Origin of the sequence: Acinetobacter sp. YH01025, assembly GCF_013420185.1 — a bacterium.
Lineage (GTDB): Bacteria > Pseudomonadota > Gammaproteobacteria > Pseudomonadales > Moraxellaceae > Acinetobacter > Acinetobacter indicus.
In genome coordinates this window covers 150,096-173,014 of sequence record NZ_VOYR01000002.1, presented here as the reverse complement: position 1 = coordinate 173,014, position 22,919 = coordinate 150,096, and the positions used below count along the sequence as shown (strand labels likewise).

Genomic DNA, 22,919 nt, shown 5'->3' with positions numbered 1-22,919 from the left:
TGGGATTTCAAAAGGACATTGAAATGAACAAAACAATAAAATTAAATGTACTTGCCTTATCTATCTGTTTAGCTCAGCAGGCATACGCACTACAGCCTATTTCTGATCATAGTCTCAGTCAGGTGACCGGGCAGGATGGTATTTCCATTACCCATGAAGTTTCGAAGGTGACAATTGATCAATTGAACTGGGTGGACTATCACAATACCGGCAGTATGAAACTGGGGATGCATGATGTTGAAGTGCTCAGCTCAGGGGGGCAGAATATTAAAAGTACCCTTGATGTTGACGTTGGTACCACAGCAAATGGTGTCGGCATGCATATCCAGGCGAGTATTTCACCATTTAAATCTACGGTTCAGAACATCATGCTCATTTGTGAGCCGAACTGTGGTGATAACCAAACGGATCAGAACCTGGGGTCTTTAAGCTTTCATACTATTTCACCACTACGTTTTAACCTAATTACCAGTAATGGATTATTTAACCGGAATGATCTGGCTCATTTAGATTTTGAGCTTAAAAATGCCAGTATTTCTTATGGTCTAAATGGCCAGAACCTGACCTTAAAAGATTTTAACTTTAAACTGTCTGCAGATGGATATATGTATCTGGATCAGGATGAAGGGATTGTGCTGGCAACTAAAAACAGTCCTACTGGCCAAGACCATATTGTAAATTTAGGGCGGGTAGAAGATCTGACCAATGTATCCGATAACCGGTCAGGAGCAACCAATCCAGGGGTGAATATCGATTTACGTTATGGTCCAGAGGGAAGCCAGAATAACCTGATTCGTATGGGGGCTTCTGGAGCAGTGACCAACGGTAAGCTCTTTATTAATGCCAACCAGGCTGGAATTGGGAAGTTTAATACGGTTAGTCGTAATTCAGGCGATTTGACTGAAACAACACGGCAAGCCGGTGGTTATGATATAGCCGGTCCGGGTGGTTTACATCTGGGTATGTCTGCCGAATTTACCCGAGAAGGCAACCCGCTACTCAATGGCAGGGCTCCGACTACACTCGAGATTGGGCATACAGGTACAGGCAGCTATGCAATTGAATTTTCTAACTTATCGCCACTTGCAGTACGTGATAGTAATAATGTTGATGACTTGACTAAACGCAACGCCTATATTGATTTTGGTGATATTTTTATTAATACCGTTCAGGCCAAATCTTTAAACTTTATTATCAATGAGAATATGCAAAAGGTGCTGGGCAGTAATACTCTAGAATTGATTTATAACATTAGCCCTGATCAGAATGCACAGAATTTAGCGCTTATTGCGGTGCGAGGCATGGACTTTCAGGCCATCGCGCGTAAGGCCAGATTCATTTCAGATAACTCGATTGATGCCATTACCGCAACTTCTGGCGAGTGGGGGATTGGTATTCCAATCTTTAACTTAAATACCAACCTGGCTTTGTATGCAAAAAATTATAGTCGTAATGGTGTTGACCGTTCTGGTTTAGGCTATAACCTGGCACTTTCGACGGAAGGCTATGGTATTGACCAGAAAACAGGCGCACCAAGTACAACCTCTATTCTGATTATTGATGGTGCGACCGGTAAATACAGTGGTGAAGAAGTCAACTATTATGCGGGCCTAAGAAATATAGATGCGTACCTGAAATCGGATGGGGTGATTGGTTTTGAAGAAGATGGCATTTATGTCAAGGCAGATAACTTGCTGCTGGCTGCAAAAGCTGAAATTGCAATTGGTCAGTTGCCAGGCTCTTTATATAACTGTGCTGAAGTAGAATGTCAGAACCGGGTAGTTCCTATCGATAACTTTGCCAGAAAAGATGACATCTTGGCTTCTTTAGCCTTCAAGCTTGATGGTAAAGGTGAACTTATGATTATTCCTGGTCTTGAGTCCACGAATGCCACACCCGATACTAATTTTTTATCTTTAAAAGCAAATTTTGAATTTAATCCGATTGCAGAGACAGATAAAGATAATCCAAGTGTTTTGGGCAGTTATATCAGCCTGATTAATGAAGACCGGAATGGCGTCGGGACTAAAACCTCCAGTGTAAATTTAAACAAAATGCAAGGTCATGTTGGTTTAGATGCCCGTGTTCTAGTGAAACAAGATACGGTGGTCTTAGATAATCAGGTGAACTTTAATTATAAAGCGACAATGCAGTCTGGATTGGGACAAGCTTTTAAAGCAGAAATGGCGATGTCTCCATCTGGAACGATGCAAAAAATTGCTGATTTTGCCATTCCTGGTGGCAATATGCGTAGCACTTTAGGGATCACACCACGCTAAGTAGATGAAATTAGCTTAAGGATTTGAGTATGAAAAAAACAATAATGTGGGCTCTTATAGGTTCAGCTTTATCCATGACGAACACAAGTCATGCCTTATCTGTGCTTGAAGATGCTGAATTATCGGATGTGACAGGACAGGCTCTATTTTCTGTCGTGAAAGAGACAGATGCTAGTCAAGGTTTAGATTTTTTTAAACTGGGAATTGATGCTGAGTTATCACTAAATGCCAATATTAAATCCTTGCAACTTGGCTGTGGCGGTGAAAATGGTGCGGGTGCTTGTGATATTGATATCTCTGCACTGTCATTGGGCTGTGTGGTGGGTGCGAGTGGAAATTGTATTACCTTACCTACCAATATTGCAGGACAGCCCAAAGGTCAAGATTTTGATAACAGTTTAAGTAATCAAAAAGAGTTAAGAGATTTTGTCTTAACGAATCCCTTTTTCCAATTTGCGATCAAAGGAGGCGACCAGGCTGCAACTCGTGAAGTGGTCGGGGTAAGAGTGGGTGCGGATAAAGCCCAAGGCCCGATGAGCATTGGTGCTATGAATAATTTTAGTGGTTATTTAACTGGAATCAATAATTTATATATTCAGGCACAAACCAATGTGGCGGTTACCTGTAAGCAGGGAACAGCAAACTGTTCCGAAGCAGATGCTTCAAAGTATTCTCAAGATTTCGTTGGTGATTATGGTTTTCTTGGTGGTGGGAAAAAGCAACAATATGAAGCAAGTGCATATTTAGGGGTTAAAAATGCTGAAATCCTTAATATTTTGGGTGCTGTAACTGTGGAATATCGTGACCAGACGATTAATACAGCAGCAGCTCAACGGGAAAACTTAGGTATTGTCGCAAACGGAAATCGTATGACCCAAGTACAAATCCATGGTTTGCAATTAGGAAGCTTGGTCGATGATGTTGTACAAAATCTGACAATTAACCAAATGTGTACCGGTCATGATCCTGGCAAGTGTAGTGCTATTGGTACAGAAACGATTGGAAATACGTTATTGCCTTTATTACGTACAGGAATTCAAATTTATATGAAACAGGAAACATTAAAAGGTTTAAATCTTCCTGTTCCTGAGCAAGGTACTTTGGAGCTGGATGGTGCTTATAGTACTAAACTCACTAATTTATTAAATGCCTATGTCTTGCCTTATAATTTAGGCAATGTACATCAAATTGATGTTGACTCTAACTTGTTTGGTATTGCCTTAACTTCTTTAGGGAATGGTATTCGTTTCCCTGGTTTTGCTGAGGATGCAAAAGCAACCAAGGGATGGTCAATGTATTTAGAAGATGCTTTTACGATTAATATTAATCAGCCTTTAACTACCTTAATGTCCAATATTGTACAAACCGGTTTGGCTGCTCAAGGGAATATTACAATGCTTGAGCAACCATACCGTAATTGCTATGGCAGTATGAAATTCTGCTAAGCCTTAAAACTAAAAAATCCCGCTGAAGCGGGATTTTTTATATACAAAGACTTATTATTTTGCGAGCTTCGCCAATAACTCATCTTTGCTTAAGTTGGTTGATTCAGCATCACGGCGACCTTTATATTCAAAAGTACCCGCATCTAAGCCTTTTTCACCAATCACAATACGGTGTGGAATACCGGTTAACTCCAGATCAGAGAATTTCACTCCTGGGCGTTCATTACGGTCATCCAGTAGTACATCATAACCGGCAGCACTTAATTCTGCATATAAGGCTTCCGCAGCTTCTAATGTACGCGGTGACTTGTGTGCATTCATTGGTACAATTGCGACTTCAAACGGAGCAATGGCAGCTGGCCAGATAATCCCTTTCTCATCATAATTCTGTTCAATTGCAGAAGCCACGACACGGGTCACACCAATACCATAACAGCCCATGGTTACTACAAATGGTTTGCCATCTTCGCCTAACACTTTACAGTTCAGTGCTTCAGAATATTTTTGGCCCAGCTGGAAAATATGGCCCACTTCAATTCCGCGTTTAATTTGAAGTACACCTTTACCATCTGGAGATGGATCACCTTCCACCACATTACGAAGATCATAGACCTCAGTAAACTGTGCATCACGCTCCCAGTTCACACCCGTAGCGTGTTGATCTGCGGCGTTGGCACCTGCAACAAAGTCAGACAAGACAGAAGCAGCACGATCGACAATCACGGTCATGCCTTTTTCAACTAGACCTTGTGGGCCCACAAAACCAGTGGTCAGGCCAAGCGCAGCAATTTGCTCTTCAGTGGCGAAGGTTAATGGCGCTGCAATTAAAGGATGCTTTTCAGCTTTAATTTCATTCAGTTCATGGTCGCCGCGCAGGAACAGGGCAATCACCGGAACAGTGCCATTTTCATCGGCAATGCCTTGTACCAGTAAAGCTTTAACAGAATGTGCAGGATCCGTACCGAGGAAGCTTGATACATCCGCGATGGTCTTTTGATTTGGAGTATCTACAACAGTTAAGGCTTGGCTTGGCGCTGCGCGCTCACCGACCAGAATCGCTTCCGCCATTTCAATATTGGCTGCGTAATCTGATTCAGTCGAGAAGGCGATATCATCTTCACCGCTGTCTGCCAGAACGTGGAATTCATGGGAACCTGAACCACCAATTGAACCGGTATCGGCCTGTACCGGACGGAAATCCAGACCAAGACGGCTAAAGATACGGCAGTAAGTGTCATACATGACATCATAGGTTTCTTGCAAAGAAGCCTGATCAACGTGGAAAGAATAGGCATCTTTCATGATGAATTCACGTGAACGCATTACCCCGAAACGTGGACGGATTTCGTCACGGAATTTGGTCTGAATCTGATAGAAGTTCATTGGCAGCTGCTTGTAACTTTTCAGTTCAGTACGTGCCAGATCGGTAATCACTTCTTCATGGGTTGGGCCCAGCACAAACGGGTTGTTGTGACGGTCGGTAAAACGCAGTAATTCCGGACCATATTGCACATAACGGCCTGATTCTTCCCATAACGATGCAGGCTGGGTCACTGGCATAAAGGTTTCTAAAGCGCCGGCGCGGTTCATTTCTTCACGGACAATCGCTTCGACTTTATTTAATACGCGTACCCCCATCGGCAACCAGGTATACAGACCTGAAGCCAATTTACGGATCATCCCCGCACGTAACATGAGCTGATGTGAAATCACTTCAGCATCATTTGGGGTTTCTCTTAACGTAGCAAACAAAAAGCGACTCGCGCGCATGGAAACTGTCCTGATAATTAATCGTGAAAGCAGAGATTATACGATAAAAAAATGAGGTGAACATTCGGAATGTCACCTCATTGTGTTTTCTTCTGGCTCAAGACATCAGTTTGCGGCTTTGGCGTAGCATGAAATTCTTGAAATCATCCAGATAGGTGAAGATGACGGGCACCACCACCAGCGTGAGCAGGGTCGAGGTAATCACCCCGCCAATTACCGCATGGGCCATGGGGGCACTCTGTTCGCCGCCTTCACCCAGACCGAGTGCCAGCGGGACCATGCCCATTACCATGGCAGACGTGGTCATTAGAATCGGGCGTAAACGGGTTTTACCGGCCTGAATAATCGCCTCATAACGCGGCTCACCTCTGTCCATGGCCTTTTTAATAAAGTCGATCAGCAGGATGGCGTTCTTGGTGACCAGTCCCATCAGCATGATAATCCCGATAATCGAGAACAGGTTCATGGTGGAGTTCAGCAGGAACAGCGCCAAAAACACCCCAATCAGCGACAGTGGCAACGAGGCCATAATCGCAGCTGGGTGAATAAAGCTGTTAAATTGCGAGCCCAGCACAATGTAAATAAACACAATCGACAGGGTGATGGCGGTCAGTGCATAACCCGCAGATTCAGCCATATCAGCATTGGAACCTTGGGTATCGAAGCTGTAACCCGGCGGCAATTCAAAGTTATTTTGAATGGCTTCAATGTCCCGGCCAATATCACCAGCTGGGCGACCTGCGGTATTGGCTTCGACCAGAACCTCACGGGCCAGATCACGACGGTTAATCTGTGAAGCGCCGAGGTTTTCTTCAAAGCTGGCCACACTGGCCAACGGCACCAGAATGGCTTGACCATTGGCATCGGTTTTTTGTGAGGTCAGCGACATTTGCTGGACATCACCCGGCAGGCTGCGGCGGTCTTCAGTCAGACGGACATTTACATCATAGGTTTCGCCGTTTTCATCTTGCCAGGTGGTGACGTCATCGCCGGCAATCAGCGGACGAATCACGTTGGCAATCTGGTTCACAGAGAGGCCTAAATCACTGGCCAGTACCCGGTTGATTTGCACTTCCAGTGTCGGTTTCGGTTCTTTCAAGGAGCTTTCCAGATCGACAATACCGTCTACTTTGGCAATTTCCAGCATAAAGCGGTCGGAAATCTGTTGTAGCTGGTTTAAATCCGGCCCTTTAATCGAAATCATCACCGGTTTTTGCCCGCCTGATACGGTTTCATCCGCCGAGGCCACCGAGGTGACACGAATGCCAGCCACGGTTTGCAGGCGTTCACGGAATTCATTATTCAGGTCAGTCAGGGTTTGTTCACGTTCATTGCGCGGCGTAACCCGTACGCGTAAATTGACATGGTTTTTACCGCGATCAGTCAGGCTGTTAACCGAACCATAGGTAGAAATAACCTGTGGATGCTGGCGAATAATCTGATCGACCTGTTTCAGTTTGGCTTGTGAATATTCCAGCGAGGCATCCACCGGAGTTTCAAACTTAATCCGGATTTCACCTTTGTCCGGCACCGGTACAAATTCGGTACCAATCAGTTTGGATAAACCGAGTGCGCCAAATAACGAGGCTACGGCAATCAGCAGGGTAATCAGGCGGAAGCGTAAGGCCAGTTTCAGCAGCTTTTCATAGACATGACTAAGATTGTCCAGTTTGTTGGAAATCCAGTTCAGGAAACGTTTCACCCGGCCTGGCTGTTTGTTGGGGTTTTTACGCTCGGCCCAGTGTGCCGACAGCATCGGGTCCAGGGTAAAGCTGACAAACATGGAAATTAAAACTGCGGTACTGACCGTGACCCCAAACTGATAGAAGAAACGGCCAATAATCCCGCCCATAAAGGCCACCGGCAGGAATACCGCGACAATGGTCAGGGTGGTGGCCAGAACTGCCAGACCAATTTCTTTGGTACCATCCAGCGCTGCGCTAACATGGTCTTTGCCCATGTCGGCATGACGGACAATATTTTCCCGCACCACAATCGCGTCATCAATCAGCAGACCAATACTTAAAGACAGGGCCAGCAAGGTCATCATGTTGATGGTAAAACCAAAGGCCCAGATAAAGGTCAATGTGCCGAGCAGGGCAATTGGCAGGGTCAGGCCGGTAATGGCGGTGGAGCGGAACGAGCCTAAAAACAGCAGGACGATCAGTACTGCCAGCGCTGCACCTTCAATAATGGTACGGGCCACATCACGGATACTGCCGCGAATGCCTTTGGAACTGTCGACCACCACTTTGGCTGTGGTGCCCTCAGGCAATTGTTGCTGAAGGTCATCCAGCACTTTATAGGTATTATCGACCACCTCGATGACATTAGAATCTGAACTGCGCAGAATATCCACCGCAACTGCAGTTTTGCCATCTAAAAAGGCACTGGACTCTAGCTCGGCCTGGCTATCCTGAATGTCAGCGACCTGTTTCAGATAAATCGGTGCACCATTTTTATTGGCAATAATCAGGTCCCCAAAGGCCAGCGGATGGATAACCTTGGAGTTAATTTCAACCACCAGCTCGCTGTTGGCCTGTTTCAGGGTGCCGCCCGGCACTTCAACATTTTCTGCTTTTAGGGTGTTGATGACCTGATCTACGCCAATCCCGAAACTTTGCAGTTTTTCTGGTTGTACTTCAATCCGGATCTGGCGCTGTGCATCACCGAGTAAATTGACTGTTCCCACCCCCGGTACAGTGCGCAGTTGCGGCACAATGCGCTGGTCCAGATAAGCACTTAAATCACGCAGTGACATCTGCTCGGATTCAAACACAATCGACATAATCGCGTTGGCCGTCGGGTCGTAACGCTCCACCACCGGGTCCTGGATTTCATCACGGAATTCGGCGGTGACACTGGCAATTTTATCGCGTACATCCTGCGCTGCTACGGCAGAAGATACCTCCAAGTTGAACTCGGCAATAATGGTGGAGAGGCCCTCACTGGACTGGGAAATTACCTGTTTGAGACCGGAAATGGTGTTGATCTGATCTTCCATTTTCTTGGTAATTTCAGATTCAACCGTTTCCGGCGAGGCGCCCGGATAGTTGGTATAGACCACCACAAACGGGAAATCGACATCCGGAAATTCTTCAACGCCCATACGCTGCCAGGAAGCCAGACCCAGCACCATCAGACACAGCATCATCATGACCGTAAAAACGGGATATTTGACACTAATTCGGGTAAACCACATAGTTTTCTATCCTGAGGCGTTTTCGGCGGTCTGGCTGATGCTGACCGGTTGCTGTTCATTCTGCGGACTAAACTTGACCCGACTCACTAAATCGCCGGCCTGCAATCCGCTTACAATGGCGGTATTGTCACTATAGCGCTGCTCGAGCACGTGAATATCAACCCGGACAATCTTGTTCTGGCGAATGACCCAGACATAAGGTTTGTTTTGTATATCCTGAATGGTGTCTAAAGGAATCAGCTGACCAGAAATCGAGTTGGATGAAACAATATTGCCTTCAACAAAGGCACCGATGCTGAGCGAGTTGATGGATTCATTGGGTGTGGCAAAAAACTCGATCTGACGGCTGGCCAGATCGGCAATCGGGGATACCCGGCTTAAGGTGGCGGTCAGCTGGGCCGGATTGCCCTGAATTTTATATTCAATCTTTTGGCCGACCTTGAGCGCAGACTGCTGGTCACTTGGCAGTTTGGCCTGAATTTCCAGCCGGTCCGGATTGACAATTTCAAACAGGGTCTGGCCGGCAGAAACCGTCTGGCCGGGTTCGACCTGACGCTGGGTAATCACGCCGCTAATCGGGCTGAGAATGGTGCCATCACGGTCGGCTTTTTCGGCAATATCGACGTTGGCCTGCTGGGCACGGACATTTTCCAGCTGGGCACGATAATCGACCTGACTTTGTTCATATTCAACTTTGGAAATAAAGCCCTGATTCAGCAGGCGACGTTTACGCTCCATCATCACCCGGGCCTGATTGGCTTGTGCCTGCGTGGAGGCAAGGTTGGCGCGTGCTTGTGCCAGACGTGCGGCATTATCCTGATTGTTTAAACGGACCAGCACCTGACCTTTGCTAACCCGCTGGCCCACTTGCGCATTGACTGTACTGGCGGTGGCAGTGACCTGTGCCTGAATGCTGCTGTGTTGTACGGCACGGATGGTGCCGGTAAAGGCAGTTTTGGACACCGAGTCGCCGGTTTGTACGGCCACCACATCATCCTGAATCAGTTCAATGGTTTCTGGTTCGCTACGGGCCTGTTCCGGTTCTGAGTTCTGGCAGGCGGTCAGCAGCAGGCACAGGCAAAGTGTACTGAGGCCGAGTAGGGGCGTACGAAAACGGGTAGAAGTATGTGATATACGCGGTGCTGGTCGCATGCATATTTATCCTTATTTTTCTTGTCACATGACAATTCAATTAAAAACTTCACTTTATTCAAGTGCTTTTAAGCGAGTAATAATTCTGTCGTATTCTGCCTGTGTTTTTCGATAGCTCGTTTGTAACGATTGAATCTGCTGTCTTTTCTGATTTAAGTTGGTCAGGTTGTTGTTTAAATTGTTTTTCAGCTGTTCCGGGACCGGTTTGACTTTGCGCAGATATTCCATTTCCTGACGTTTAAACACAATCCGGTCATTCTGTAATTGTTTTAACTGTTCCTGCTGAAAGGCAATCTGCTTTTTAATATGTGCCAGCGCATTGTCACGTTGCTGGGTAGCAATATGACTGTTGGTATAGGCCTGTTTTAGTTTTAAATCCTGCTCGCGCTGACGGGCCTGCGCGGCACGTTGTGGCGCCTGACGGGCATCGGTTTCGCTATTATAGGGACGCGCACGCTGAATCACCTGCATGTTGCGGTCCAGTGCTTCATAGCCATAGCGGATATGGTTTGGCGTAACATTGCTGCTGATATTGGCCACGCCGTTTTTATCGTAGTAGCGATACCACGCCGGCTTGTTGTCGGTATTGGCAGACAGCTGTCCTATCTGTAAAGCCAGCAGCAGGCCCAGCAACGATTTACTGAACAATGATGTATGCGCCCTTTTTGTGAGAGCTTTTTGAAAAAAAGTACGCACAAGCTTCCCCGAGATAAAGTTGACTAATTTACTTATTTTTAAGTCTTTAAACTGTTATATTAGACCAGAATCAGAAATTTAAAAAATACAATAGACAAAAAAAAATCAATGGTCATGGAAAAGTGTGAAGCAGTTATACAAAGTTTCTATAAAGTGTGGGTTTGGGCAAAAACTGTTCATTGAAACCTAAAGTAAAGATATGTTAAAAATAACCATAATTATGTAAATAAAATTCTACTACACCGAATTGCTTGTACAAACAAAATGGGAAGGGTCATTAAATGGACGATAAACTCCAAAATCTAAAAGTCATGGTGATTGATGATTCAAAAACCATTCGTCGTACAGCTGAAACTTTATTACAGCGTGAAGGCTATGAAGTGGTCACTGCCGTCGACGGTTTTGAAGCATTGTCTAAAATTGCCGATGCAAATCCGGATATCGTTTTTGTTGACATCATGATGCCACGTCTAGATGGCTATCAAACCTGCGCATTAATTAAAAACTCGCAAAACTACCAGAATATTCCAGTCATCATGCTGTCCAGTAAAGATGGTCTGTTCGATCAGGCCAAAGGCCGCGTGGTGGGTTCAGATGAATATTTAACCAAACCTTTTAGTAAAGATGAGCTTTTAAACGCGATTCGTAATCACGTAAGCGCATAACTCGGGGAATATAAAGATGGCACGTATTTTAATTGTAGATGATTCTCCAACAGAAACATTCCGCTTCAAAGAAATTCTGACCAAGCATGGTTTTGAAGTGCTTGAAGCAGCCAATGGTGCAGACGGGGTGACCATGGCACAGGCCGAGCTTCCTGACTTGGTGCTGATGGATGTGGTGATGCCGGGTGTAAACGGTTTCCAGGCGACCCGTCAAATTGCCCGTGGGGATACCACCAAGCATATTCCAATTGTGATCGTGAGTACCAAAGACCAAGCCACTGACCGCGTTTGGGGGAAACGTCAGGGTGCCAGCGATTATCTGACTAAACCTGTAGATGAACAACAATTAATAGATGTTATTAATCAACACCTGAATGCAGGATAACTTATGGCCGCAAATGGATTTATCGAATTACTTCGGTTGTCTAAACGGGGAAATAAAAACTACGTTACAACTGAAAATGAAGTAAACCGATGGTCTGGCATTGCGTTTGAGATGATGGGGCAATATTTCGTTGCCCCGTTAGGGGAAGTCACTGAGGTTATCTATCCACCAAAATATACGCCGGTACCTAACACCCAGAACTGGGTGATGGGACTGGCCAATATCCGGGGCCGATTACTCTCAGTTTCAGACTTGGCACATTATGTTTCTGGACATAGCAGTGCTTATTCACCGACTCAAAAAGTAATGTGTATTAGTCATCAAGACCATTATGTCGGTTTGGTTGTAGATCAAGTTTTGGGGATCCAACACTTTAATAAGAAAAGTTTCTTTTCTAAACACAATGATTTAGATAGTAATTTACAAGAATATTGTCAGGGGTATTTCCACCAGCATAACCAGCAATGGCATATTTTCTTATTTAGTCGTTTATTGCAAAACCCAAAATTTATGAACGCATCTATAAAATTTATAAATTAACTATCGCGTACGCATATATAAAGGCGAAAATCGGGGAGAAGCTGCATGGGCTTTAAACTTAAAAAGAAAAACTCAGGCGATGGAACCAACCGCAAAAGCGGTTCGGCATCGGTCGCAAAATTACAGACGCAAATTGACCAGTTTGCGCGTGTATTCGGTGATACCAATAAATCAAAGCCACTTATTTTCATTGCCGCAGTTGCGCTGTTGGTCTCGATTATCAGTCTTTTGTCTTTATTCTATAGCGTACCGCGTACCAACCAGTTAACCCAGAGTCTGGGTGAATTACGTTTGTTATCGCAGACCATTTCACGTCAGGCCACTGAAGCCACTGCTTCAGGCACCAAAGAATCGATCCAGAAGCTGACCCAGTCACAACAAAGCTTTAAAGAAAATCTGGAAACGGTAAAAGATATTGGCAGTAACTCGGCCGAGCTGGAAAAAGTCGAAGCCGACTGGGCCAAAGTTTCTCAGAATATTGATGCGATCAGCTCGCAACAGGCCATTATTAGCAAACTGTATGACACCAACATCGCGATCAGTGAAACCATTCCGGGGATTCAGGCCGAATATAACCTGATGGTTGACCAGATGGCACGTCAGGACATGCCAAGTAGCCAGGTGGTTATTGCCAAGAACCAGGTGTTCATTGCAGAACGTATCCTGCGTTCAATCAGCTCGGTATTAACCGGTTCAGAAAACTCGCGTGAATCTGCCGATGACTTCAGTGCCGATACCGAGACATTCGGTGCTTACTTGAATGCCCAGCTGAACGGTAGTGCAGAGCTCGGTGTACAGCGTATTGCGGACCCAGGCCTACGTGAAGCTTTAGAAGGCATCCAGTTTGAATATGATGACGTTTTAAAATCTGCATCGGCAACGGTATTAAATAACTCGGCGCAGATTGTACGTGTACGTCAGGCTGCATCGGACATTTTCAGTCAGTCAGATGAGCTGTTAAACCAGTTAAACAAATTATCCAGCGGTGCAGGCCCGGCAGTCATTATTCCGGCCGTACTGTTAATTGCCAGCTTATTGGTCTTCCTGGTACTGGTATTCAAATTACTGACGTTACGTGGTCAATCCGATAAACAACGTGTAACCCGTCTGCAAGACGAATATGACCGTAACCAGAACGCGATTTTACGTTTACTGGATGAAATTGCCGACCTGGCGGATGGTGACTTACGTTCATACGCGACCGTATCGGAAGACTTTACCGGTGCGATTGCCGACTCGATTAACTTCGCAATTGACCAGTTACGTGACCTGGTATCGCGTATTCATGAAACTTCTCACGAAGTAGCGCGTTATACCGCCAATACTCAGGAAATTACCAACCAGCTGGCCGAAGCATCTGAACACCAGGCGCAGGAAATTGCCGGTGCATCTGCTGCGATTAACGAAATGGCGATGTCGATTGACCAGGTATCTGCCAACGCCGAAGAATCTGCAGCGGTTGCGGAACGTTCAGTACAAATTGCATCGAATGGTGCGGAAGTTGTAAACCGTTCAATTCAGGGTATGGATATCATTCGTGAGCAGATTCAGGAAACCTCGAAACGTATTAAACGTCTGGGTGAATCTTCGCAGGAAATTGGTAACATCGTTGCCCTGATTAACGATATTGCCGACCAGACTAACATTCTGGCTTTAAACGCAGCAATTCAGGCGTCGATGGCCGGTGAAGCAGGTCGTGGTTTCGCGGTCGTAGCCGACGAAGTACAGCGTCTTGCGGAACGTTCAGCATCTGCAACCAAGCAGATTGAAACCCTGGTTAAAACCATTCAGACCGATACCAACGAAGCGGTAATTTCGATGGAACAAACCACCTCTGAGGTTGTTCGTGGTGCGAACTTGACCAAGGATGCCGGTGTGGCACTGGATGAAATTCAGACTGTATCGAATAACCTGGCGAAACTGATTGCCAACATTTCTGACGCTGCGAAACTGCAGTCGGCTTCGGCGGGTCATATTGCGACCACGATGAACGTCGTACAGGAAATTACGTCGCAAACCACGACGGCCACCTTTGATACGGCACGTTCGGTTTCTGAACTGGCCAGCATGGCAGAATCATTACGTGAATCTGTAACCGACTTTAAACTTCCGGACTAAGGAAGCCACAGAGAGCTTCTTTCGGGAAGCTCGCTGTTTTAAACAGATCAAGCCAAGCATCGACAAGATCAGCTTAACTTCAGGGTTAGGTTATACGTGATGGTTACAATTAAGTTTGAGTGCCGCTGGGCGCTGAAAACATAAGAAGCCTTAGCTATGAAAGAAATATTAAAAAATTTAGTTGAAACGACTGCGCTTCCTGAAGATAGTTATCTTGATCAAGATGCAGAAATTCTAGAAATTTTTGTTGAAGAAATTGAAGAAATCTTCGTTGAGCTAAAAGACCTGTTGGCTCAATGGGCCACGCAGCCTAACGATCAGGAAACGCTAACCACCATTCGCCGTCATTTTCATACCTTAAAAGGTTCGGGACGTATGGTTGGGGCCAAGTCGGCAGGGGAGCTGGCCTGGACGGTTGAAGATACCTTAAACCGGGTCATTTCCGGTAGCCTGACCCTGTCAGCGCAGGTGCAGCAGTTTGCAACCGCGGTGGCGAACGTCTTTGAATACAAACTTTATCCAAGCTTTAAACATGCCCAGCCGATGGCACTGGACCTGCGTCCATTGGTGCTATTAGGACAACAACTACAACAAAATTTAAGTCCTGAACCGGCCTTAGAAGAACTTCTACAACTGGCGAGCAGCCTAACATCCAGCGACAGTATTACTGGTCTGGAGTTTGATACAGCAAGCACTGATGAGCAGGTTGCTGTAGACACCGAGCTGGCTGTGGCTGATAGTATTGAAGAAGATCCGTTAGCGGCTGAAACACTGGCCATCTTTATTGAAGAAGCGGAAGAACACCTGTTAACAGTGGATCGCTTCCTGGCACATGATGAGCTGAAAACTCAAGATTACAATGGCCTGATTCGTGCCCTGCATACCTTGCGCGGCAGTTCATCCATGGCACACATCGAGCAGATTTTTGATGCCAGCTCCAAGGTCGAAAACCTGTTCAAGACCCTGTTGCAGGATGAAATTGAATCGACCTCTAAAGAAACCGCACTGTTGCTGCAATATGCTGAATTTGTGCGGGATTATCTGCATCTGTTGCCGCAGAATGACAGTGCCGGCATGGACCGGATTTATCAGACCTTCAATACTGCATGGCAGAACTACGGCTTTAGCCTGGAAGATGTTGATGAGTCAGTGAATCCGCAAGGTCTGGTATCCAAGCTGATTGAACTGAATATTGATCAGTTGCTCGATGCTGAGTTCGAATTTGACCAGCGTGCGCAGGCTGAATATCCGGAATATATCCAGACCCTGAGCCATCAGGCGAAGCTGCTGGTAGAGCGTACCGATAACCGCGCCTCTCAGGGTATTCATGATTTTACCCAGGAATTACAACTGGCCTATGCGGCCTTGCTGGACAAGCCAAGCCTGCTGCATAGCGATTATGCCTTTGAATTATTTGGACAGGCGCATCAGGAATTTATCCATCTGTTTGATACCCTGGCTGCCGGGCAACGCGTCAGCTTAAGCGAAGATGCTCAGCAGATCATCAATAACCTGAGTGCCTTTGTACAGCAGGATATTGAAGCACTAAGCCCAGAAACTGATACCACAGAAGCTGTAACCGAAACGGTTGAAGCCGGTGCCGGGCTGAATCTGGCCGTATTGTCACAGCGTCTGGAAGCTGACCGTCAATACATGGATAGCGCTGAAGCCAACAAGGACTTTGATCCAGACCTGCTGGACATTTTCCTGGAAGAGGCCGAAGAGTTACTTACGGGTATTGACCAGGATGTTAACAGCTGGAGCCAAGACCCGAGCAATACTGCTGCGCTGAACAATCTGATGCGCCATTTGCACACCTTAAAAGGTGGTGCCAACATGATTGCAGCCAGCCATATCGGTCTGATTGCGCACCATTTAGAAACCATTTATGAGCGCATCATTAACCGTCAGATGAGCGCATCGACCGCATTGATCCAGATTATCCGTCTGGTTCAGGACAATATTGCGGACCGTATCCAGACCATCCGTGAACAGCAGGTCGATTATCCGGCGCAAGAATCACTGGCGATTCTGGAAAATATTAGCGAACTGGCCCAAGGTCAACTGGTTGAAGCTGAATCGCTGGCAGTGGCGGCTGAAGCAACCTCTAGCGCAGATGTACAACAGTCTGATGCATCTGCACTTGAGTTTGAACTGGAACAGCCAGCACCTGCAGAAACAGCCTATACTGCGCCTGAAGATGAGCAGCCAGACACCAGCAGCGAACCGGTACTGGAAGATGCACCGACCCTGGCTGAGCAAACCATCCCTACAGATGCGGTATCTACTACTGAAAATGACGGTGAAGACAATCTGCATTCGATTGTAGAAGAAACCTTCCTGGAAGAAGCTGAAGAGCTGCTCGACACCACAGAAAGCCTGTTAAAGCAGTGGTTTGACCATCGTAGTGACCGAAGCATTTTGCTGCAGTTACAACGTGCTGCGCACAGCCTGAAAGGCGGCGCGCGTATGGCCGAAATCGAGCCGGTGGCCGTGATTGCCTATCAGCTGGAAAATACCTTTGAACAGTTCGCGGTGCATCAGTTTAATTCCAATGCCTATGATGCCTTGCTCAACACCACTGTGGCTTGGTTAAAAGAAGCCATCTTCCAGCGCGATTACAGCAATTTTGATAGCCTGAAAGCCAGCCTGGAGTCGATTGAATACGTCAATGCGACGGCGCAGCTGCCAGAACGCTTCAATACCGCCGATCTGCTGGCGCCAAGCAAAACCTTCGAATTTGTGCAGGGTGATGGTGCCGAGCCGCCATCCATGCAGGGCGAATGGAGCGAAACCGCACAGCTGGATAACAGCAATGAGATGATCCGTATTTCGGCTGATCTGGTTGAGAAGATGATTGACCTGTCGGGTGAAAACGCGATTAACCGCTCGCGAATCGAGATGGAGCTGGGTCAGCTGGGCGGTACCCTGAATGAAATGGAACTGGCGATTAAACGTCTGGCCGATCAGTTACGCCGAATGGAAGGCGAGCTGGAAAGCCAGATTATTGCCAAACATGGTGATGAACATTCACGCTATACCGACTTTGACCCGCTGGAGATGGACCAGTATTCATCCTTGAACCAGCTGTCGAAATCGTTGGCGGAATCGGCATCGGACTTGGTGGACTTTAAGACCACGCTGGCGGACAAGATTCGTGATGCCGAAGGTCTGTTACTGCAACAGTCGCGGATTCAGGCAGAAATTCAGGAAAGCCTGATGCGCACCCGCCTGGTACCGTTCTCGCGTATGTTGCCACGTTTACAGCGGATTGTGCGTCAGACCTCATCGACCTTAAACCGTCCTGCCGAGCTGGTAGTACACAATACCGAAGGCGAGCTGGACCGGACCATTCTGGAACGCCTGATTTCACCATTTGAACACATGCTGCGTAATGCGGTGGACCATGGCCTGGAAGATGCCGCTGTACGTAAACAGGCAGCGAAGCCGGAAGTGGGCCAGATTGAGCTGAACATTGGCCGTCAGGGCACTGATGTACTGATTAGCTTTACCGATGATGGTAAGGGGATTGATGAAACCAAGATTCACGCCAAAGCTCTGAGCCTTGGCCTGATTCAGCCAGAGCAGCAGCTGGACAAGAAAGAAATCCTGCAGCTGATTTTCCATCCGGGCTTTAGTACCGCACAAGCCGTGACCCAGATTTCAGGTCGTGGCGTCGGTCTGGACGTGGTGCAAAGCGAAATTAAAGCGCTGGGCGGCCATGTCGAGGTCGATTCTGAACTCGGTAAAGGCACCACCTTCAGTATTCGCGTACCGACCACAGTGGCGGTATCCGATGCCCTGATGGTAAAAGTTGGCGATCAGCAGTTCGCAATTCCATTGGCGCAAATTGACCGTATTGTACGAATTTCACCTTCTGCACTGGAAAGTTACTTCAGCAGCAAAGATGACTACTTCAAGATTGATCAGCAAAACTATAAGTTGCGCTATCTGTCCGAGTTTGTCGCTAATCAGCCATTGCCGCGTTTAAGCAATATCGCACATTCATTGCCGGTGCTGCTGATTAAAGGCAATACTGGTCAGACCATTGCCTTACTGGTCGATCAGCTGATTGGTTCGCGTGGCCAGATTGTGATGAAACCGATTGGGCAGCAGTTCTCCAGCGTGGGCTCGATTGCCGGCGCGACCATTCTCGGTGATGGTCAGGTCTGTCTGATTCTGGATGGTCAGAATATTGCCCGTCAGATTCAGGCAACCCAGCGCATCAAGCATGTGATGGAACCGCGTGAAGTACAGCGTCGTGATACCCGTCGTCTGGTGATGATTGTGGATGACTCGGTGACCGTACGTAAGGTCACGTCACGTCTGCTCGAACGTCAGGGCTTTGATGTGGTCACGGCCAAAGACGGTGTCGATGCGATTGAGCAGCTGGAAAATGTTAAACCGGATCTGATGCTGCTGGATATTGAAATGCCGCGTATGGATGGCTTTGAGGTGACCAACCTGGTACGCCACCATGACATCCATCGTGACTTGCCAATTATCATGATTACCTCGCGTACCGGTGAAAAACACCGCGAACGTGCCTTTAGCTTGGGGGTAACGCACTATATGGGTAAACCGTTCCAGGAAGCAGAATTGCTTGCCAATATTGAAAACATTTTGCATAGCAGTGAGGCTAAAGCATGAGTCAAAGCAACAGCACCAGCAAAATCGACCAGATTAGCCAGCAGGAACTGCAACATCTGATTACCGTTTCGACCGGCTTTATTGATGCCTATATTGTGGAATGTCATGATCAGGAAGATATGCTGATTCCGCAGAATATTGTCCTGTCGGCGCTGGACAGTTCTACCGCGGTCGATCATGTCGAGTGGCATGATCTAAAACTGCCAGTATATCGTGTTACCCATCCAGAGCAAAATCAGGGCGTTGCCTTGGTGATTGAAGGCGATGAAATTGACCAGCGTTTTGCCCTGATGTGTAATGCCATGCCAAAAACCATCCGTCTGCGTATTTCGGAAGTGGTTGATGATGAGCGTGAAGGCCAACATCCGGCGGTATTCCAGTATGTGCGTATGGGTGAGCAGGTATTCCATGTCCCGAATCTGGCACATATTCAGGCCAGTCTGGGTTTGAATAACTAATTTAACAGTTGGCAACAGACACAAAAAAAGGAACTCCGCGGAGTTCCTTTTTTATGCAACAGCAAAAAATTAAGTCAGCAGGCCTTCAAGAATCTGCTCATAAATTTCAGCCAGTGGTTCTAAATCATCAATATTCACGTGTTCATTGATCTGGTGAATGGTCGCGTTCAGCACACCGAGTTCCAGCACTTGTGCACCGGTTGGCGCGATAAAGCGGCCATCTGATGTTCCGCCCGAAGTAGACAGTTCAGTCTCAACACCGGTCACATTGCGAATCGCATTTTTGGCGGCATTGACCAGTTCACCAACTGGGGTCAGGAATGGTAAACCGGACAGTGTCCATTGAATGTCATAGTTCAGTTGATGACGGTCCAGAATTTCCAGTACCCGGGCTTTGAGCTGCTCAGCAGTCACTTCAGTCGAGTAACGGAAGTTAAAGGTCACGGTCATGGTGCCCGGTACCACGTTGGTTGCACCGGTACCGGCCTGAATATTCGACACCTGGAAAGAGGTGGCCGGGAAGTATTCGTTGCCATTGTCCCAAACAGTTTCGCACAGTTCAGCCAGCGCTTTAGAGGCGGTATGAATCGGGTTAATCGCCAGATGTGGATAAGCCACATGGCCCTGTTTGCCTTTCACGGTTAATACCGCATTTAATGAACCGCGACGGCCATTTTTGACAATATCACCCAGACGATGGGTGCTTGATGGTTCACCGACCAGACACCAGTCCATTTTTTCATTGCGTGCTTCCAGGGTTTCAACCACTTTCACGGTACCGTTAATGGATGGGCCTTCTTCATCTGAGGTAATTAAGAACGCAATTGAGCCTTTATGATCTGGATGTTTGGCCACAAAGCGTTCTGAAGCCACCACCATGGCTGCCAATGCTGTTTTCATATCGGCACTGCCGCGGCCATAGAGCTTGCCATTACGAATTTCTGGAGCAAACGGGTCAGAATGCCAGGCATCTAAACTACCGGTAGGGACCACATCGGTATGACCGGCAAAACAGAATACCGGGCCTTCTGTGCCTTTACGCGCCCAAAGATTATCGACATCTTCAAAACGCATTGATTCAATATTAAAGCCAATCTTTTTTAAGCGTTCCGCCATGATGTCTTGGCAGTTATGATCAACAGGTGTTACGGAAGGTTGACGTAATAACTGTAAGCTGAGCTCGAGCGTATCTGAGTGGTTCATGGCTTTGGAATCATGCAAAAAAATTTGCCCCTATAATAGGGGAATCATGCCGAGAAGGGGAGTTTTTAATATAAAAAAAACCTTATCAGGAGATAAGGTTTTTGCCGGGAATTTGCATTGAAATTTGATTATTGACGGATTTCGTCCTGAGTTTTTTCAGCCGTATTACTTACCGCATTACCTGCTGAAGAGACATCTTCACCTAGACCTTTTACTGTATTACAACCAGTCAGAACAAACATCATTAGTAATGAAGTCGCTAGAATTTTTTTCATCATCATCTCCGTATCATTAAGCATAAATTATTCTGATGTGAAAATTAGAGTAAGAAATATACAGCCAAAAAAATATAGTGCTTTGATTGTGGTTGAGTAATTAAATGTTGTTCAAAGATAGGCTTTTAGTCCAATAGTGCTGATAACACGCATCCATCAGCACCGGGTTGCGATACATATAAAATGCAGACTGCTCCTGATTCAGATATAAGCCATTGCTCCAGAATGCGTTGGCTGAACTGCTTGGACTGGCATGTGGGCAAATCCATTCATGCCGTTGCAGTCGGTAAAAATCCTGATGATTTTTCGGCAAATGCTGGCCCCAGGTGCCAATTCTGCGCTCGGGATTGACCCAGTCAGGAAGAGCCTGTGCAGTAGCATGTTCAGGCAGATACAGCTGGCCTTTTAACACGGCAAAGCGCTGTTGAATGGTATGACCTTGGGCCTGCTGAAACTGAAACTGCTTTTGGGTAAAGTGGGTTAACTTGCGTAATAAGGTGTCGCTGCGGTTCAGCCCATACCAGTAGGGCAGACTCAAATCACGTTCAGCCAGATAATATTTGAGCGCCACTTCCCAATGTTCAACTTGCTGGTGGTCATGGTTTAGCAGCAGAAAATCGAGTTCGCCCGTGGTGCGTGGTCCATCAATTATCTGAATGCTATGTCCGAGCAATTCATAAGGATGATAGTCACGCTCGGTCAGCCAGAACCAGAGCAGCATTTCAAACCGCAGCCCTAGCCGGGTACTTTTGAGCTGGCTTAAAAAATCTTCCAGTGCAGCCGGATGCTGGTCTAAATGCTTCAGCCGGCTTTGATAATGATCAAAGTGCTGCAACCAGCAATCTGTAGGATGAAAATCAAAGCCATAACGCTGCTCCAGTGCTGGTGGCAGCTGCTGTAAAATGTTGGGACTGGCCACGCTAAAGGCCAGTTGCCGCACCAGCGGATTGCGGAAATTTAACCAGGGTTCAGCAGAAATATCAGTAAAGGTGTTAGGCGACATCAGTAAATCCATGGTTAAACAGCAGAATTACAACGAAGAAAAGTTTAAAAACGCTTTATACTAGCGCAATTCGACGGGTAGGGTTGCGGTATGAGAGTATTGTTTTGGCGAAGTTTGGTGGTGATTTTTGTCATCCTCGGCTTCATTGGTGCAGTGTTGCCCGGTATGCCAACAACAGTCTTTCTGATTTTAGCGGCCTGGGCTGCATCCAAAGGCTGGCCGCAAATGGATGCCTGGTTGTTGAACCATCCCAAATATGGCCAGACCTTAAGAGACTGGCGTGCCAATGGCACCGTACCGCGTAAAGCCAAATGGTTTGCCACCATCATGATGCTGATCAGTGCCTGCATCATGTTATTTACCACGGCTCCGCTGGCAGTCAAAATTTTTACCAACCTGACCATGTTTGTGGTGGCAATCTGGTTATGGCTACGCCCTGAACCTGTTGTTGTCACTCCACCAAAGGTAAAGAAAGAATGATCTACCCTCTACATGCTGCGGATATTCTGGTTGATTTATCTGAGCAGACCTTATATCTACCAAAACACAATAAACTGTATGTGGTGTCTACCGGTGAAAAGGGCATTGGTGAAGCAGAAAATAGTGGCAAAACCCCACGTGGCTGGCATCAGGTGGCCCTCAAGTTTGGTGCAGATGCGCCGGAAAATACCGTGTTTATTGCCCGTCAGCCAACGGGTGAAATTTATGATGATGAGCTGGCCGAACAGTTTCCTGAACGTGACTGGATTTTGTCCCGTATTTTATGGCTATCAGGGCTGGAGGATGGTTTTAACCAGGGCGCTGGCTGTGACACCTTTAAACGTTATATTTATTTGCATGGCACGCCAGATACCGAACCGATGGGCATTCCCAAGTCACATGGCTGTATCCGGATGCGCAATCGCGACATTATCGAGCTGTTCGAGCTGATTCCAGAACAGGCATTGGTGTATTTGTCTGAAAAGCGGCTGGATTTTAGCCCCTTGGCCATTGAACCCCAGCCATAAGACTTAAGCCTGAATTTTGCTGCCATTTTTCACAGGGAAAAAATAAAAATGTGCAGGCGAGCAGGGGGGTA

General features: G+C 46.8%; 17 protein-coding genes. 10 read left to right on the top strand and 7 right to left on the bottom strand.

All coding sequences use genetic code 11. The annotated features are described in order from the left end of the window. The first annotated feature begins 23 nt into the window (after positions 1 to 23). Both FTT89_RS03280 and FTT89_RS03275 read left to right on the top strand, forming a co-directional pair. On the top strand, positions 24 to 2,279 hold the full coding sequence (locus FTT89_RS03280) for a DUF6160 family protein (RefSeq protein WP_180172669.1): 2,256 nt from the start codon (positions 24 to 26) through the stop codon (positions 2,277 to 2,279). Between the two features lie 29 nt (positions 2,280 to 2,308). After that, complete coding sequence (locus FTT89_RS03275; protein ID WP_180172668.1) at positions 2,309 to 3,724, top strand: hypothetical protein; 1,416 nt, start codon at positions 2,309 to 2,311, stop codon at positions 3,722 to 3,724. 54 nt (positions 3,725 to 3,778) lie between these two features. Here FTT89_RS03275 and FTT89_RS03270 read toward each other — a convergent pair whose 3' ends face one another. The 4 genes from FTT89_RS03270 to FTT89_RS03255 form a co-directional block, all read right to left on the bottom strand. Beyond that, positions 3,779 to 5,494, bottom strand: a complete 1,716-nt coding sequence (locus tag FTT89_RS03270; RefSeq protein WP_127801595.1) for a proline--tRNA ligase — start codon at positions 5,492 to 5,494, stop codon at positions 3,779 to 3,781. 97 nt (positions 5,495 to 5,591) lie between these two features. Then, a complete protein-coding gene (locus tag FTT89_RS03265) occupies positions 5,592 to 8,696 on the bottom strand; it encodes an efflux RND transporter permease subunit (protein ID WP_104488692.1) in 3,105 nt (1,034 codons plus the stop codon). Between the two features lie 6 nt (positions 8,697 to 8,702). Next, complete coding sequence (locus FTT89_RS03260) at positions 8,703 to 9,848, bottom strand: efflux RND transporter periplasmic adaptor subunit (protein ID WP_180172667.1); 1,146 nt, start codon at positions 9,846 to 9,848, stop codon at positions 8,703 to 8,705. Between the two features lie 54 nt (positions 9,849 to 9,902). Beyond that, the gene (locus tag FTT89_RS03255; protein ID WP_171525083.1) at positions 9,903 to 10,496 is read right to left on the bottom strand and encodes a hypothetical protein; all 594 of its coding nucleotides are present in this window, start codon (positions 10,494 to 10,496) and stop codon (positions 9,903 to 9,905) included. 329 nt (positions 10,497 to 10,825) lie between these two features. Between FTT89_RS03255 and pilG the strand changes: the two genes are divergently transcribed. The 6 genes from pilG to FTT89_RS03225 all read left to right on the top strand — a co-directional run bounded on the left by pilG (position 10,826) and on the right by FTT89_RS03225 (position 19,360). Then, the gene (gene pilG, locus FTT89_RS03250; protein WP_005179541.1) at positions 10,826 to 11,209 is read left to right on the top strand and encodes a twitching motility response regulator PilG; all 384 of its coding nucleotides are present in this window, start codon (positions 10,826 to 10,828) and stop codon (positions 11,207 to 11,209) included. A 16-nt stretch (positions 11,210 to 11,225) separates the two neighbouring features. After that, positions 11,226 to 11,594, top strand: coding sequence for a PleD family two-component system response regulator (locus tag FTT89_RS03245; protein WP_005179539.1), 369 nt, complete (start codon positions 11,226 to 11,228; stop codon positions 11,592 to 11,594). 3 nt (positions 11,595 to 11,597) lie between these two features. Then, on the top strand, positions 11,598 to 12,134 hold the full coding sequence (locus tag FTT89_RS03240; RefSeq protein ID WP_005179538.1) for a chemotaxis protein CheW: 537 nt from the start codon (positions 11,598 to 11,600) through the stop codon (positions 12,132 to 12,134). 45 nt (positions 12,135 to 12,179) lie between these two features. Beyond that, a complete protein-coding gene (locus FTT89_RS03235) occupies positions 12,180 to 14,252 on the top strand; it encodes a methyl-accepting chemotaxis protein (RefSeq protein WP_160241098.1) in 2,073 nt (690 codons plus the stop codon). Positions 14,253 to 14,408: 156 nt separating this feature from the next. After that, positions 14,409 to 18,902 (top strand): Hpt domain-containing protein, encoded by a 4,494-nt coding sequence (locus FTT89_RS03230; RefSeq protein ID WP_104488694.1) that lies wholly within the window; start codon positions 14,409 to 14,411, stop codon positions 18,900 to 18,902. Next, entirely contained in the window at positions 18,899 to 19,360 is a 462-nt protein-coding gene (locus tag FTT89_RS03225; protein ID WP_180172666.1) for a hypothetical protein, read from the top strand. The genes FTT89_RS03230 and FTT89_RS03225 overlap by 4 nt, the downstream gene beginning before the upstream one ends. Positions 19,361 to 19,429: 69 nt before the next feature. On the opposite strand, the gene dapE is transcribed toward FTT89_RS03225, so the two are convergent. From dapE to FTT89_RS03210, 3 genes are all read right to left on the bottom strand, one after another. Further along, a complete protein-coding gene (dapE, locus tag FTT89_RS03220) occupies positions 19,430 to 20,563 on the bottom strand; it encodes a succinyl-diaminopimelate desuccinylase (protein ID WP_104488695.1) in 1,134 nt (377 codons plus the stop codon). Positions 20,564 to 20,691: 128 nt separating this feature from the next. Further along, positions 20,692 to 20,838, bottom strand: a complete 147-nt coding sequence (locus FTT89_RS03215; protein WP_005179532.1) for an entericidin A/B family lipoprotein — start codon at positions 20,836 to 20,838, stop codon at positions 20,692 to 20,694. Between the two features lie 100 nt (positions 20,839 to 20,938). After that, positions 20,939 to 21,841, bottom strand: coding sequence for a DUF1853 family protein (locus FTT89_RS03210; RefSeq protein WP_168396748.1), 903 nt, complete (start codon positions 21,839 to 21,841; stop codon positions 20,939 to 20,941). 90 nt (positions 21,842 to 21,931) lie between these two features. Between FTT89_RS03210 and FTT89_RS03205 the strand changes: the two genes are divergently transcribed. Both FTT89_RS03205 and elsL read left to right on the top strand, forming a co-directional pair. Beyond that, positions 21,932 to 22,321, top strand: a complete 390-nt coding sequence (locus tag FTT89_RS03205; RefSeq protein ID WP_180006974.1) for a YbaN family protein — start codon at positions 21,932 to 21,934, stop codon at positions 22,319 to 22,321. After that, positions 22,318 to 22,848, top strand: a complete 531-nt coding sequence (gene elsL / locus FTT89_RS03200) for a cell wall-recycling L,D-carboxypeptidase ElsL (protein WP_104488696.1) — start codon at positions 22,318 to 22,320, stop codon at positions 22,846 to 22,848. Before FTT89_RS03205 ends, elsL begins: the two co-directional genes overlap by 4 nt. The last annotated feature ends 71 nt before the right edge of the window (positions 22,849 to 22,919 follow it).